This is a genomic window from Nostoc sp. PA-18-2419 (assembly GCF_005869855.1).
In the GTDB taxonomy this organism is placed as follows: Bacteria; Cyanobacteriota; Cyanobacteriia; order Cyanobacteriales; family Nostocaceae; genus Nostoc.
This window is the reverse complement of sequence record NZ_SZNH01000025.1, coordinates 21,997-36,993: the sequence shown is the minus strand read 5'-3', so window position 1 is coordinate 36,993 and position 14,997 is coordinate 21,997. Positions and strand designations below refer to the sequence as shown.

Here is a 14,997-nt window from a genome sequence, read left to right as displayed (position 1 = left end):
TTATATGAGATTTAGATTCTAGCGATCGCACTTGCCTCAAGATAGAAGATATTATTCCCAAAAAAATTCTATTTTGGTAGAAAACCGATTTATGAGGTTGAAAATGGAGGCGAAGAATACAACCTTCAACCGACGGACACCCCTAATTATTGCCGGAGTTGTTCTTGGTTTAGGTCTTGGAGGGTTTGTTGATGGAATTGTACTGCATCAGTTGCTCCAGTGGCATCATATGTTGAGCAACATTCGACCTCTGACAAACGTTGCCAATGAAGATTTGAACATGGTGTGGGACGGGTTATTTCATGCCTTTGATTGGGTAGTAACCGTAGTCGGAATAATCTTGCTGTGGCGTGCTGGAGGACGCGATGATGTTCCTTGGTCATCACAGACGTTTATTGGTTCAATACTGATTGGTGCTGGGTTATTCGACTTAGTTGAAGGAGTGATTGACCACCAAATTCTCGGTATCCATCATGTGAAACCAGGGCCAAATCAGTTAGCTTGGGACATAGGATTTCTGGCATTCGGTGCGCTACTTGCTGTTATCGGCTGGATAATGATAAAAAAAGAGTCAACTGTAATTGAGGAATAGGGAATGGGGCAAACAAGGAGTGTCGGAGTTATAGGAGGTGTGGGAGGATGGGGAAAAATCTTGCCCCTTCTCTCCCTACACTCCCTACACTCCCTACACTCCCCACACCTCCCTATCTCCCCATCTCTCCCGACTCTCCCCACACTTCTCCCCTATGTCCACAGATACTTTTGAAAAAACTAGCTGGAATTGGCAGCTTTCTCAATTTCAACAACAAGTAGGAGAATGGTGGGAATACCAGTTTTACCGCTTGGGACAAGCTCTGCCAGAATTGCCTGGTGGATGGTCAATTAGTCCTTGGGTAGGTGAGTTACTGAAATTCCTATTTTGGCTAATATTAGGCTTATTTGTCGCTTGGGTGGTTTGGCGGTTATGGCAAGAATTCAGTCCTTATATATATTCTTGGCTGAGTAGAGGTGGCAATTTTGCTAATTTGGGCGTAAAAACTGCCTCTAGTGAGTCATCCATCGCCATTTTGTTGGAGCGATCGCAACAATTTTACCGTCAGGGTAACTACCGTGAAGCTTGTCGTTGTATTTATTTAGCAATGTTACAGCACTTGCATCAGCAAGCCATTGCACCTCACAAACTTAGCCGTACAGATGGAGAATATCTGCAATTGTTGCGATCGTCTCATCGTCCCATACAGCCTTATGAAACTTTAATTACTACTCACGAGCAATTATGTTTTGGTAATGTTGAGATTTCACCAGATAACTATGAGCAGTGTCGCCAAGCTTATCGGGAAATTTCGTCAGAATGAAAATGCTTCAAAGAGTGAACTTACAGCTATTTTCAGGTAAATCAACCACTGCTTTTTTTATCACGCTCCAGGCGCGAAGTCGCAGAGAGGAAGATGAGTATGTGGTCTAAATAGAATGAAAATTGCTGTGAACCACAGTGCTAATAGCAAAAATCGCGAGTTTCATCAACAAACTCACGATTTTTGTCACAAAAGTAATCCTGTTTCTCATGTAAATCAGGACAGATATTTAAAGAACCTCGCGTTTTGCCAGATATTGATACATCTGCCAACGTGTATTGACCTCAGCTTGAGCTTGTTCTAACAAATGCTTAGCAACATCAGGTTTGCTCTTAGTAAGCATTTTGAAACGATTTTCTTGATACATCGAATCTTCTACACATTGGGTAGGCGATCGCATATCTAATTGCAAAGGATTTTTACCTTGTTTTTGCAACTCTGGATTATGCCGATACAACAACCAACGACCTGATTCTACCAAGGCTTTTTGATGATTCATACCTGTAGTCATGTTAATCCCGTGGGCGATGCAATGGCTGTAAGCAATAATCAACGATGGCCCGTTATAAGCCTCTGCTTCCAAAAATGCTTTCAAGGTATGTTCATCTCTAGCACCAAGGGCTACACTGGCTACGTAGATATTTCCGTAGGTCATAGCAATCATACCCAAGTCTTTTTTTGGTGCAGGCTTACCACTGGCAGCAAATTTTGCAACTGCGGCTCGTGGTGTAGCTTTGGAAGATTGACCGCCTGTGTTGGAATATACTTCTGTATCCATGACCAAGATATTGACATTGCGACCACTAGCTAGCACGTGGTCGATACCACCAAAGTCAATATCATAAGCCCAACCATCACCGCCAACAATCCAAACGCTTTTTTTCACTAGATAATCAGCAAGGGATTTGAGATTTTGGATTTTGGATTTTACATGGGGGTCAAAAGTTGAGATTTCATCTAACTTTTGCTGCAACAATTCTATCCGTTCTCGCTGTTCCCAAATATCAGCTTCAGATTTTTGTTCGGCTTTGAGGATAGAATCAACTAGGTTTTCATCTAATTCACTGCTCAATTGTTGCAAGAGTTCCGCTGCAAATTCGGCTTGTTTATCCACAGATAAACGGAAACCAAAACCAAATTCAGCGTTATCTTCAAATAGATTATTAGACCATGCTGGGCCGCGTCCTTGGGCGTTGGTTGTCCAGGGAGTGGTGGGGAGATTACCACCGTAGATTGAAGAACAACCCGTAGCATTGGCGATGACAGCGCGATCGCCAAACAATTGGGTTAATAATTTTAAATAAGGTGTTTCACCACAACCAGCACAAGCACCAGAAAATTCAAATAAAGGTTCTTGCAATTGTTGTTGGCGAATCTGATTTAATTTCAACTGCCGCCTGTCAGGATTGGGTAAACTTAAAAAGAAATCCCAGTTTTTCTGCTCTTGTTCCCGCAATGGCAATTGTTGTGCCATATTAATTGCTTTACGCAATGGCTCAGATTTATTTTTGGCGGGGCAAATTTCTACACAAATAGTACATCCCGTACAATCTTCTGGAGCGACCTGAATGGTAAATTTTTGATCGGCAAAGTCTTTATCTTTGGCATTAGTTGACTTGAAGGTTTCTGGTGCATTAACTAATTCATCGACTTGATAAGCCTTAGCACGKATAGCGCTATGAGGACAAACCATCACGCACTTACCACATTGAACGCAGACATCCGGCTCCCAAACAGGTATCTCTTGGGCAACGTTGCGTTTTTCCCACTTAGCAGTACCTACTGGAAAAGTGCCGTCAACTGGTAGTGTGCTGACAGGTAAATCGTCACCTTCCCAGATCATGATTTTGCCTAAAACTTCCTGGACAAATTCAGGAGCAGAATTAGGAGAGACGCGATTAATCGCGTCTGTACAAGAGTTAGGATGGAGTGTCTGTGGTATATCTACCTTATGCAAATTGTCTAGAGTGTTGTCTACGGCTTGCAAATTCATGCGGACAACTTCTGCACCTTTTTTACCGTAAGTCTTTTCAATCGCTTGTTTAATTTTGGCGATCGCTTCTTCTTCTGGCAAGACTCCAGCTAAAGCGAAGAAGCATACTTGCATAATTGTGTTAATTCTGCCACCCATGCCACTTTCACGGGCAACTTGATTGGCGTTAATTACATATAACTTCAACTGCTTCTCAATAATTTGCTGCTGCACCTTATGGGGTAAATTTTCCCAAACGCTATCTGCATCATAGGGGCTGTTAAGCAATAAAGTCGCCCCCACAGTAGCAGCTTTTAAAATATCTATGCGTTCCAGAAATCCCCAGTGATGACACCCAATAAAGTTAGCTTGGTCGATTAAGTAAGTCGAGCGAATTGGCTCTTTACCGAAGCGCAAATGAGAAACGGTCATCGAGCCAGATTTCTTCGAGTCGTAGACAAAGTAGCCTTGGGCATAATTATCGGTTTCTTCACCAATAATTTTGATAGAGTTTTTATTAGCGCCAACTGTACCATCTGAACCCAACCCATAGAACATTGCCCTGACAACGTTATTCGATTCCGTAGAAAATTTCGGGTCAAAGCTCAGAGAAGTATAAGTAACGTCGTCATTAATACCAATAGTAAAATGATTTTTTGGTTGACTTTGGGCTAAGTTATCAAAAATGCCCTTAACCATCGCTGGCGTAAATTCTTTGGATGAAAGACCGTAGCGACCACCAATTACTTTAGGCAGAGGGGCAGGGGGCAGGGGGCAAGGGAGAAGCTCCTCCCCTTTGCTCCCTGCTCCCTGCTCCCTTGCTCCCCATGCTTCATGAATAGCAGCCACTACATCTAAATACAATGGCTCACCGGCGCTACCTGGTTCTTTGGTGCGGTCGAGGACAGTGATCGCTTGTACACTACTAGGCAATACTGCAACAAATCTGTGGACATCAAAGGGTCGGTAAAGTCGCACTTTCACCACACCAACTTTTTCACCACGGGCGTTGAGATAATCTACTGTTTCATGGATGGTTTCACAGCCTGAACCCATGAGAACGATGACGCGCTCGGCATCGCTAGCACCATAATATTCAAAAATTTGGTAATACCTGCCTGTGCGTTCTCCAAATCGATCCATCATCCCCTGGACAATTTCGGGACAGGCGTTGTAGTAAGGGTTAGCAGCTTCACGAGATTGGAAGTAGACATCTGGGTTTTGGGCAGTTCCCCGCAACACTGGGCGGTCTGGAGTGAGGGCGCGGCGACGATGGGCGAGTATGAGACGATCGTCCATGAGCGATCGCAAATCGTCTTCTGAAAGCAATTTGACTTTCTGCACTTCATGGGAAGTACGGAAACCATCAAAGAAATGCATAAATGAGACTCGCGCCTCTAAGGTAGCAGCATGGGCGATGAGAGCAAAATCTTGACTTTCCTGCACTGAAGCAGAACACAGCAGGGCAAAACCAGTAGCCCGAGCTGCCATCACGTCGCTATGGTCACCAAAAATTGATAAAGCATGAGTAGCTAGAGAGCGTGCAGCGACATGAATCGTCGCGCTAGTTAATTCACCTGCAATTTTATAGAGATTAGGTATCATCAACAATAATCCCTGAGATGCCGTGAAGGTAGTACTCAGGGAACCTGTTTGTAATGCTCCATGTACAGCAGCAGCGGCTCCTGCTTCGCTTTGCATTTGCACAACGCTAGGAATAGTTCCCCAGAGGTTAGGACGACCTTCTGCTGACCAAGCATCCGCCCATTCACCCATTGCTGAAGAGGGAGTGATCGGATAAATGGCGATCGCTTCATTTAATTTGTAAGCAACACGGGCAACAGCTTCATTCCCGTCAATAGTTGCAAAGGTTTTGTTCATAATTTGATTTTTGTCCCCGCCTCTAAACTGCATTATCGGAACATGTAAATAGAAAAAATAGAAATAGCCAGAGTTATAAAGTTAAGGTATTAAATATATCTAACTTGAAAACTAAAGATTGCTTGGAAGGATTATTTATTAAAACAGCGAACAGTAGCAGCGGCAGTTATAGTAATTCGGTTTGATTGTCTCGACAATCGAGTACAAAAACCAGAAAATTATGATACTTACCTATTGCCTACTTATGCTTTGAAGTTAACTTTCAATAAATACAGCAAATATTAGTATCTCATTTACAATCTGGCATCTATTAATATGTATTAAGTATGTACTCACTCATAAAAATTTTGATTAGGCAAGGCTTTTAGGTAGTTGATTGTTTTTTGTGGGGTATGGGGTCGGGTATTCTTGATGTTGCAGATAGAATAAGGTTAACTTTAATAAAACTGTAAATTATGAGAATGTAATGTAAATTTGGAACGAAAAATTGAGCAGCACTATGGTTCGTTATACCGATTTTGTTGACAATACCAGTTTCACTACTTGTAATTAATATTGTTCCTCTATTTTGCTGTCAAGCACCTTTGGTCAACTCAAAAAGCCAAACTTTCAATGCGATCATTGTACTTGGCAACCCTGCAAATTCAGACGGCAGCGTTGGTGAGATTGCGCGGCAAAGAGTTCTACAGCTTTGAGAACTCTTTCACACTGGACAGGTCAGTGGTAAAATTACCTATTGAATCGATTAACATTTGATAGATATTCAAAATCCTATGGATTGACTCATAAATATAGATACTGCGATCGCGCAATCAAGCTTCGCCGCATTGGCTATATAAAACCTTTGATATACCTTGACCAAAACTAGTTAGTTCAGTCTGACTTGTTTTAAAATTTGTCTAGTTATTTCAACTTCTTGTTTGATTTTATCTGCTTCGTCTTGAGATTCCTGTGCTAGTTCTTGAAGATTATTCGCTATTGAGAATACCTCTGGCACCAACTGATTTGTCTCTACTGATTTTTACTCGTATTTTTGCGAGGCTTCTGTAATTTCATCAAAAATATCTTTATATTCTTCAGGTGGATTTTCTAACCAGTCTTCAAACTCACTTGGCTGTTTTTTAACAATAACAAGAATTTGTTCCCACGAAGAGTAAACCAAAAAGTTTTCCTAAAAGCTCTAACTACTAGTGATACAGAAGATATCACCAGGAAATGAATACAGAGAAACAAGTATTATGTAATACTTATTATATAAGAAATAGTTATCATATTTTACAGCAGTTCTAAATATGAAATGATCAAAGTAGTGTGTCGTATATTGGCTGAAAAAGTGGCCAAAATTTGAGTAATTCTCTGCAAGATGGTCTGCAAACCCTTGTCCTGTCTGGTTTTAATAATTTGTTACTTCCAATTCAAAAAAGCCGTTATTTAGAACGTAAAATCAAACCTTTTCGGGACATCTTGCAGGTTTTTGGTCATATCTCGGTTTTATAGCATAAATGTGCCCTAATGAATGCACTTTAGCAAAGGGTAGCTCATTCAACACTTGCAAGAACTTTAGTGATCAAGGCACATGCTGTTCAAACCGCCACAAATGGCGGCGCTCAACACAGCTTGACTAACATAAACTGTTAGAGAGAATTAAACTTAATGAAGAAGGATTGAACTGAATGAATAACAGCCCCATGAACAACAACCCTGCTACCCCTCCTGGACAATGTCCCTTCCGGGGAACCCGCATTGGCGGCGCGCTCGGCTCCAAGCCGCAAGTTGATGATTGGTGGCCGAACCGACTTCAGGTCGAGCTACTTCACCAAAATTTGCCCCAAGCTAACCCACTGCGAGATTTCGATTACAAGGGAGCCTTCGCGAAGATTGACTTCGAACAGTTGAAGAGCGATATCAAAGCGCTGCTGACCGATTCAAAGGACTGGTGGCCAGCCGACTATGGTAATTATGGACCTCAAATGATTCGTATGGCGTGGCACGCCGCAGGCACCTACCGGATTGCAGACGGTCGGGGCGGAGCGAGTCAGGGTATGCAACGCTTTGCACCAATCAATTCGTGGTGGGATAATGGGAACACAGATAAATCACGACGGCTGCTCTGGCCCATCAAGCAGAAATATGGTGCGGCACTAAGCTGGGCTGATTTGATGAGTCTGACTGGCAACTGCGCGCTCGAAATCATGGGCTTTAAGACCTTCGGTTTTGGTGGCGGTCGCATTGATGCCTGGGAGGCAGATCGCGCGACATACTGGGGGCCGGAGTTCTGGAACGGCGATCCGGTTGACGATATTAAGGAACACCCTGGTCATCCTGACGAGATGGTCACTCGCACAATTCGGTGGGTTGGGAAGCCGAACGAGGAATACTACGACCTTGAGAACCCGCTAGCAGCTTCGCACCAGGCGCTAATTTACGTCAATCCAGAAGGTCCAAACGCCGAGGGCGACCCCTATGGCTCAGCGCGAGACATTCGCGAGACGTTTGCGCGTATGGGCATGAACGACGAAGAAACTGTCGCGCTCATCGCAGGTGGTCATGCCTTTGGCAAAAGTCACGGCATGGTCTCGCCCGACAAGATCGGTCCAGCACCGGAAGCCGCGCCGATTCAAGCTATGGGCTTGGGGTGGCAGAACCCTGAAGGCACTGGGTTTGCCGAATATACGATGACGAACGGGATCGAAGGATCGTGGACTCCAAACCCAATCCAGTGGGACAACAGTTACCTAACCAATCTTTTTAAGTACGACTGGGAACAGACAAAGAGTCCAGTAGGTGCCATTCAGTGGAAGCCGAGCAATCCTGATGCGCCAAAGACACCAGATGCCCATCAACAGGGCGTTGAGCACCCGTTAATGATGATGACTTCGGACATTGCGTTGAAGGTCGATCCGGTCTATCAGGAGATTTGTCAACGCTACTTGGGTGACTTCGATTACTTCAGCGATGCGTTCGCGCGCGCCTGGTATAAGCTGATCCATCGAGACATGGGGCCGAAAACGCGCTATCTCGGTCCGGAAATCCCAGAGGAAGATCTGATCTGGCAAGATCCAATTCCAGCACTGGATCACGAGGTTGTTGATGTCGCTGATATCAAGTCTCTCAAGGATCAGATTTTAGCGAGTGGACTCTCGGTTTCGGCGCTCGTGTCAGCCGCTTGGGCAGCGGCATCGAGTCACCGCCATTCCGACAAGCGCGGCGGCGCAAATGGGGGGCGCGTTCGCCTCAATCCCCAGAAGGACTGGGAAATGAACCGCCCGCAGGAGCTCGGCAAGGTCTTATCGACCCTTGAGCAAATTCAGGCAGACTTTGACAGCGCTCAGTCGGGCAACAAAAAAATCTCGATCGCGGATCTAATCGTCCTCGGTGGCTGTGCTGCGGTCGAAAAAGCCGCGCAAGACGCTGGGGTTTCTGTTGCCGTCCCGTTTACTCCGGGGCGGATGGATACAACTCAGGAACTGACAGATGTTGAAATGTTTAATTGGTTGAAGCCAGTTTCGGACGGTTTCAGAAATTATCACAATGAGGCGGTCGGCTATAAAGTGAAGCCGGAGCGGATCTTCCTCGATCGGGCGCAGCTCCTGACGCTGACCGCGCCCGAGTGGACGGTTCTGGTCGGCGGACTTCGCGCCCTGGATCAGAATTGGGACTATTCAAAGCACGGTAGCTTCACTGATCGACCCGGTGTCTTGACCAATGACTTTTTCCGTGTCCTGACAAGTATGGACTACGAGTGGAAGCCTGCTGACCATCGCGAGATGTTTTTTGATATCTGCGATCGCGAAACCGGTGCAGCGAAGTTCACTGCAACCCGCTGCGATCTCATCTTCGGCTCGAACGCCCAACTTCGTCAAATTGCTGAAGTCTATGGCGCTGATGACGGTCACGAGCGGATGGTCAAGGACTTCGTCGCAGCCTGGAACAAGGTGATGATGCTCGATCGCTTCGACGTTGGTGCTGAACAGACCCGCTAAAGTCTTGAGTGCTCAAGACGCCCGAACTCCACGCGTGTATCGCTGCGCTTATACAGCAGTTTTCAATTGAGTAGATTACAAATCTAGTAAACTTAAAGACGCAGTAAAAATCTTGCTCGTGAATGCCTGCCCCCTACTCTCAGGATATACGCCAACGTGTGGTTGATGCTTATAAAGCAAAGCTCGGGTCTCAACAACAACTAGCTGAACGCTTTCAAGGAGTGCTTATCGTTCGTTCAACGCTTGATACGTAGTTATCAAAAGACAGGAGAAGTGAACGCTAAGCCTCATGGAGGTGGAGCGTTAGCGTAGCTCGCCGTTCGCGTAGCGTCTCGTAGAGAAGGCATCGCTAAAATAAAAATTGAGAACTTGCCTGCTGTACAGCAATTAGTAGATGAGCAACCGGATGCCATACTATCAGAATTATGTGAGCGTTTAGCCGAACGCAGTGGTATTAACGTGAGTATATCAATCATGCACCGTGCAGTTCAACGGTTAGAATTGACCGATAAAAAAACTTTGTATGCCAGTGAGCAAGACAGTCCACGAATCAAACAGATGTGTTTTACAGCAATTTTCAGGTAATTAAACCACATACTCCAATAGAGTGAAGAGATAGCGTTGTTTAAATAGATGCCAGTATCTCACTTAAAAGATTTATGTGAGCGTGTGATTATGGCGTATGTTGTAAAAGAAGGCTCTCAACGTCAGTTGGCGCAAAAATTTAAGGTCAGCTTGTCATTTGTGCGAAATTTACTCCGTCAGTATCGGATTAATTAATGAATTGAGGAGCTTGGATTTTTATTGGTCTTGCTCATGAAAAGCTGCTTCAAGTTCATGAGCGCGATCGCGGTACTACATATTTTCCAGCTTCTCTATCTAGCTTTCAGCCATAGGTAGAATAATTTATACTTAAGTCGATAGCGATCGCAATTAGATAAATTATACAATCGACTCAAACACCATTTTTTGAAACTCACTGTATAGATGGGGGAAGGGTGAGATGAGCGATCGCAAAATTGGGCATCAAAAAAAAGCAGCTACATCCACTTCTACGAATCCCTCGCTTGTTTTTTCAAGTATTCCTACATTGGCGAATCCAACACGTGGTTTCGGTTCACAAATAAATACTGCCCCATCCCCTCAAGTTAATCAGGTAGTAACCGACTCGCAAGATACACAATCTGCCGAGCAACAATTATCACAACCAGAAACCAGCAAGCAACAGCTCCCTAGTCATGACATTAGTCGCATATTCTTGCATCGTCCGCAAGCAAAACTGACGGTTTGCGAACCAGAAGACCAGTACGAACACCAAGCACAGCAGGTAGCTAATCAAATCATCTCGATGCCTGATACTACTGTGCAACGAAAGCAACAGATCGGCATTCACTCCACTTCACAACCCATAATCCAACGATTTGGCTCACTAGAGCATAAATCATTAGGTGATAAAGGGTCTGGTGGGCAAACCTATGACTTTCAGGGAGGAGAAGTCACTACAGGGACAGAAATTCACCCACCCCGACAAATTCCCTTTCGCCTCACTCATGGCGATATCACCATGTTGAGCGGCGACTACTTCGATCCGCGTGATACTCGCCTGAATGAGCAAGGTGTTGAGGAACCTGTTCCTGACTCGCTGTTTCATCTCGCAGCAACCCCATCGCCCGATCCCGGTAAAACTCCCGGCACACAGGATGAAATTATCTATGCCATCAAAACCATCAATCCCCAAGATCCTAGATTTGCTCAAATCTGTACACCCGAACAGCCACAGGGAGGAGTCTGGGCACAGCTGGAATTTTCTAAGGCTGTGACTGAAGCCGTTGATAACCGTTATCTGCGGTTAGCGGCGAACAATAGCGAACATTTCGCTGCCCCTCATGGTACAGCAGGCCCGGACGGAGGAAATAGATCCTCTGCGGGTGGTTCCTATCGAGCTCTACATGAAGACACAATTCTACGGGCATTCTTTGCCGGACAATCTGGGCAAGACATCGCTGAAGGAATGGCGCGTGAAGCCGCTGCCCACCACTTTTTGACAGATCACTTTGCAGCCGGACATTTACGTACACCAAGAGCTGACATTCGGCAGTATTGGCGACAAAAATATCCCTTATTCTTCAACAACATGAAGCGGAAGATTGCCCTTGATGTGGCACGCTACATCAATGACAACACTACAAATGGGGCGACAATTTTCGGAACTGTTTCAGCTATTTACGACACGATTATTGCCCAAGTACAGGAAAAAACTGCCAATATGCCAGAATTGGGATTTGATGATTTGGTGGCTTTAGTTGCCCATGATTTTGATAATGAACAAGGATTGTGGGTGGTGAATGACTTAGGCGATCGCTGGAAAACTTTTGGTGATAGTAACCTGAACAAGGTAGATTCTAATAATCAAACAGCTAAAATGGCAGAATTAGCTGTCAAACTGGGTTGTAAAGATATCGAGAATGCCCACGCTTTCGGAAGTGGTAATCCAGGCCCCTACTCATCGGAGTGGATTTTGGATTCCGTGAAGGCACAAGCTGGCAGTCCTGCTGTTCCTAGTGCTAAGTATGCGCCGGAACAAGTTCTGCCACGTCTCGATGCAGACGCCAATAACGGAACTCAGAACTGGCAAGCAGATTCCCTAGATGCACTGTGGGCTGTAAAAATTCGCTCAGATTTGGAGCGAACCTATGGAGAAGCGATTACAGAGAGTGTTAAATCAGGCGAAATCAAGGATAAGTTAGATGGGATGGCTGCTCAGTTCCCAGAAAATCAAAAAGTTGCAGATGGCTGGCTGGGAACGGTTCATCCTCAAGCAGCATTTATTCATGGATTCCTGGAACCACTGGTAGCTAATCCTCTAGTTGGATTGCGGAGCATTATTGACTTTAATCCATCTGAAGGGCAGGCAGGATTCAATGAAGATGATGCTGTGATGGAAGAGAGTACCGACGATTTGCCCCATCTGACCTTGAATCAACGTGCCGATCGCGTGCGTGCTTTGATTGGAGGTTGGACTGGAGAAGATGAAGGAGAACGGGTGATTGAAATCTTCCGCACAGCTCCAGTGGGCGATCGCGCCCAACTTTATCGCCTTGTAGAAGGTCATGCTTGGAGTGGCGATTGGATTGAAGGAGTCTTTACAACCGATGATGATATCGTTGATGCATTATATCGTAGCCAATTAAATCGCTTACGAAAAATCATCAATGGAGAAAATTGATACTTTAGCCTAGCGCTAAACATTAGACCTCTTGCAAAAGTCCTTCTTTGATGTTCTCTTGTGTGCGTTTCTGTCTTGGAAAGTTCTGATGCCTCCGGCAAGCCCTACGGGTTCGGGGGATCACAATCGACGCAAACCGCCAAGACTGCGACCCCTTCACTGCAAAGCGTCTACGCCAAAAGTCGGCGCTCACACTTTCCCCTGCGCCTCTGCGTGAGACAAAAAAATATTTATGCAAGAGGTCTATTCACCACTGCCCGGAATTATCTTCCTGTTGCAAACCGATTAATTGTCGCCGCTTCCAAGCATAATGAAGAATATTAACTCCGAGTTCTTGAGCTATCCGAATCGTTAATCGCGGTAAATTCAAATCTCTATCCAGTCCCCAAGCAGTTGCTAAATCCCCAATTACTAAAATAATTCCTCCACCGATTAAGAGTTTAATTTGTTGTTGATTAACCATTGGCAAGGCAGCAAACAAAAAAGGTTTTGTTCTTAAAGGATGACTACGTTGTAATTCTTCTAAAGGTCTTAAAGGACTCTCTAACTGTTGTGCTAATGCTTGAATACTTTCAATCAAAGGGTTAGCATTTACTGGTGCATCAACTAAAAGCACACCACCTAAATTTAAGTAATTTTTCAGTGATTCAAATTCCAAACTATTTAAAGATATAGCCTGTCCACCTGTAAGATAAAGTAGGTCAAAGTCTAGAATATTTTCCGATAAAGAAACTTGACCTGGTTCATCAGCTCCTCGCAAACTGGGGTATAAGGGTTCTACTGCTTGTAATAAGTAGGAAAGGCTGAAAAAATTACGCGCACATTCTGGGTCACTATGATTGGCCTGGGCCATACATACAAGTGCTTGGGGACGCATTTGTGCTTGACGGCGATAACGCAAATCAATGTTGTTATATCCAGGAAAAAAAGCATCCGCAGGTTGAATAATATCAGTATGTCCAGGTTGCAGCAGGATTCGACATATTTCAATTTCTGAAGTGACTGGTGTGGAGTTTCTTTGGTCGATTCTATAAGTTTCTTGAACAATATCTCTTTGCTGTGTACGCCGCAATTCATCAGGGTCTACATAGCTAACTACTAAGTAGATTGTGATTGGTTCTGAGGTTGCTACTTCTATATCAATGGGAAAGTCATAGGAGATTGGTACAACAATTAAATTACCTGCTAAATCAATGGCTATACCAGGTTGAATTTGTACCCAACGTCCATCTCGATATCTGGCTTCTACTTGACTTGGTGCAGGAATGTCTCGCACGCCTAAACCGCAGACAATTCCTGGTTGATTTAAACTTTGATATTGGGCGTTTTGCCGTAGACGATGGTAATTGTGGGCTGTCCGCCAGCGTTCAGCATTAATTAGTAATCCATCTGCGGCTTGCAGACGTTCTAAGGATTTAATTGGTGGGGGTGGGAAAGGGTGGGACATAAGTAATTCAAAATTCAAAATTCAAAAAAGCAAACACAGAAACAAAGATAGAAAGAGAAGATTAAGATTTTATTGGCTAAGTTTTTAATTAGCAGGATTTTCAATAGTTAGTTCGTAGGTACAGAAAGCAGGTTTTTCTTGTTCGATAATTCTTTGAATAAGTTGTTCGTTGATGATGCCACTAGAAATATTGGAACGCAAACGGACTATAAAATGATATGGTTGTCCACCTGCTAAAACTGCATTTCCGAGTTGTGCTTCTCCAATAATGAAACTTGGACCAAAAGGTTCTGTGATACTAATATGTTTATCTGCTTCATTAGGTAAATGTTCGTCTAATGGTAAGCCTGTATAAAGATGTAAGTAGAGACGCAATCCTTTACGAGTTCCCCGCCAACGATAAAGTTCTACTGCACGGCGAATTAAACGCCGCTGTTGCTGAAGATTCCAGACGGAATCTACTTGCCAAGCAACCCAATGAGCCATAAAGGGTAATAGTGCTTGCGGTGTTGTCAGAGGGTCGAGGTTTGCCCACATGACGTTATAACTATCAATTATTGGTTGAAAAGCTTGCTCAAATATTTTCATGAAGCGACCAATAAAGTCTACTTCACGATACAAAATTGGCAAGAATTCCATGTAAGCAGTATAAGGACGGATATATAAATCAAAATATTCGCTTCTGTGGATTTGTTCGTTGTCTGTGCCTGAATCGATGTGTAGAGTAACTAAGCTGCGAAAATTAAGAGTTAGTTTCTCTTGTGTACCTGGGTTTATGGCTTCTTGGTCTTCAAAAAATGTCTCAGGAATTGAAAAGTAGAGAACTGCATCCATTTGTCCGCGAGGTGGTATCTCACTACCTTCTGTGCCAATTTGACACCATTGAGTGGGAAAGTTTCCCTCAACGCTAAAGTTTACCTGCAAAGGACGCGCTTCTAAGTTTTGCACTTGCACAACCATCTGGCTTGGGTGTCCAGGATGCAAGAGTAAACTACGTCCTGCTACATTCATGTTTTCGGCATTAGCGAAGGCTAAACCCGCTACAGGTAAAGCTTCGGGAATTTGCATTGGCGTTAATTGAATGCGGACAGCCGGACTAGAGCGACTTTGAACCATAAGATTGGGGACTGGGT

Annotated in this window: 12 protein-coding genes; 8 read left to right on the top strand and 4 right to left on the bottom strand. The window is 44.3% G+C overall.

The window, feature by feature from the left end:
- Window positions 1-103 precede the first annotated feature (103 nt).
- Entirely contained in the window at window positions 104-592 is a 489-nt protein-coding gene (locus FCR06_RS22385) for a DUF2243 domain-containing protein (RefSeq protein WP_138503724.1), read from the top strand.
- 154 nt (window positions 593-746) lie between these two features.
- On the top strand, window positions 747-1,355 hold the full coding sequence (locus FCR06_RS22380; RefSeq protein ID WP_138503722.1) for a DUF4129 domain-containing protein: 609 nt from the start codon (window positions 747-749) through the stop codon (window positions 1,353-1,355).
- Window positions 1,356-1,584: 229 nt separating this feature from the next.
- Here FCR06_RS22380 and nifJ read toward each other — a convergent pair whose 3' ends face one another.
- Together nifJ and FCR06_RS32890 are read right to left on the bottom strand one after the other, a co-directional pair.
- The gene (gene nifJ / locus FCR06_RS22375) at window positions 1,585-5,208 is read right to left on the bottom strand and encodes a pyruvate:ferredoxin (flavodoxin) oxidoreductase (RefSeq protein ID WP_138503640.1); all 3,624 of its coding nucleotides are present in this window, start codon (window positions 5,206-5,208) and stop codon (window positions 1,585-1,587) included.
- Between the two features lie 1,021 nt (window positions 5,209-6,229).
- On the bottom strand, window positions 6,230-6,370 hold the full coding sequence (locus FCR06_RS32890; protein ID WP_189523528.1) for a hypothetical protein: 141 nt from the start codon (window positions 6,368-6,370) through the stop codon (window positions 6,230-6,232).
- 182 nt (window positions 6,371-6,552) lie between these two features.
- Between FCR06_RS32890 and FCR06_RS32885 the strand changes: the two genes are divergently transcribed.
- The 6 genes from FCR06_RS32885 to FCR06_RS34350 all read left to right on the top strand — a co-directional run bounded on the left by FCR06_RS32885 (window position 6,553) and on the right by FCR06_RS34350 (window position 12,634).
- A complete protein-coding gene (locus tag FCR06_RS32885; RefSeq protein ID WP_189523527.1) occupies window positions 6,553-6,705 on the top strand; it encodes a hypothetical protein in 153 nt (50 codons plus the stop codon).
- Window positions 6,706-6,881: 176 nt separating this feature from the next.
- Entirely contained in the window at window positions 6,882-9,191 is a 2,310-nt protein-coding gene (gene katG / locus FCR06_RS22370) for a catalase/peroxidase HPI (protein ID WP_223280241.1), read from the top strand.
- Between the two features lie 122 nt (window positions 9,192-9,313).
- Window positions 9,314-9,445, top strand: coding sequence for a hypothetical protein (locus tag FCR06_RS34355; protein ID WP_262984701.1), 132 nt, complete (start codon window positions 9,314-9,316; stop codon window positions 9,443-9,445).
- Between the two features lie 115 nt (window positions 9,446-9,560).
- Window positions 9,561-9,776 carry a hypothetical protein gene (locus FCR06_RS33720; protein WP_223280240.1) on the top strand — a complete coding sequence of 72 codons (216 nt, stop codon included), beginning with the start codon at window positions 9,561-9,563 and terminating at the stop codon, window positions 9,774-9,776.
- Between the two features lie 418 nt (window positions 9,777-10,194).
- Entirely contained in the window at window positions 10,195-12,417 is a 2,223-nt protein-coding gene (locus tag FCR06_RS22355; protein ID WP_138503638.1) for a hypothetical protein, read from the top strand.
- Window positions 12,418-12,505: 88 nt separating this feature from the next.
- Window positions 12,506-12,634, top strand: coding sequence for a hypothetical protein (locus tag FCR06_RS34350; protein ID WP_262984700.1), 129 nt, complete (start codon window positions 12,506-12,508; stop codon window positions 12,632-12,634).
- Between the two features lie 30 nt (window positions 12,635-12,664).
- Here FCR06_RS34350 and FCR06_RS22350 read toward each other — a convergent pair whose 3' ends face one another.
- Together FCR06_RS22350 and FCR06_RS22345 are read right to left on the bottom strand one after the other, a co-directional pair.
- A complete protein-coding gene (locus tag FCR06_RS22350) occupies window positions 12,665-13,864 on the bottom strand; it encodes a DUF4159 domain-containing protein (RefSeq protein ID WP_138503636.1) in 1,200 nt (399 codons plus the stop codon).
- An 84-nt stretch (window positions 13,865-13,948) separates the two neighbouring features.
- Window positions 13,949-14,980: a phage tail protein gene (locus tag FCR06_RS22345; RefSeq protein WP_138503634.1), complete on the bottom strand. Its 1,032-nt coding sequence runs from the start codon at window positions 14,978-14,980 to the stop codon at window positions 13,949-13,951.
- Window positions 14,981-14,997: the final 17 nt, after the last annotated feature.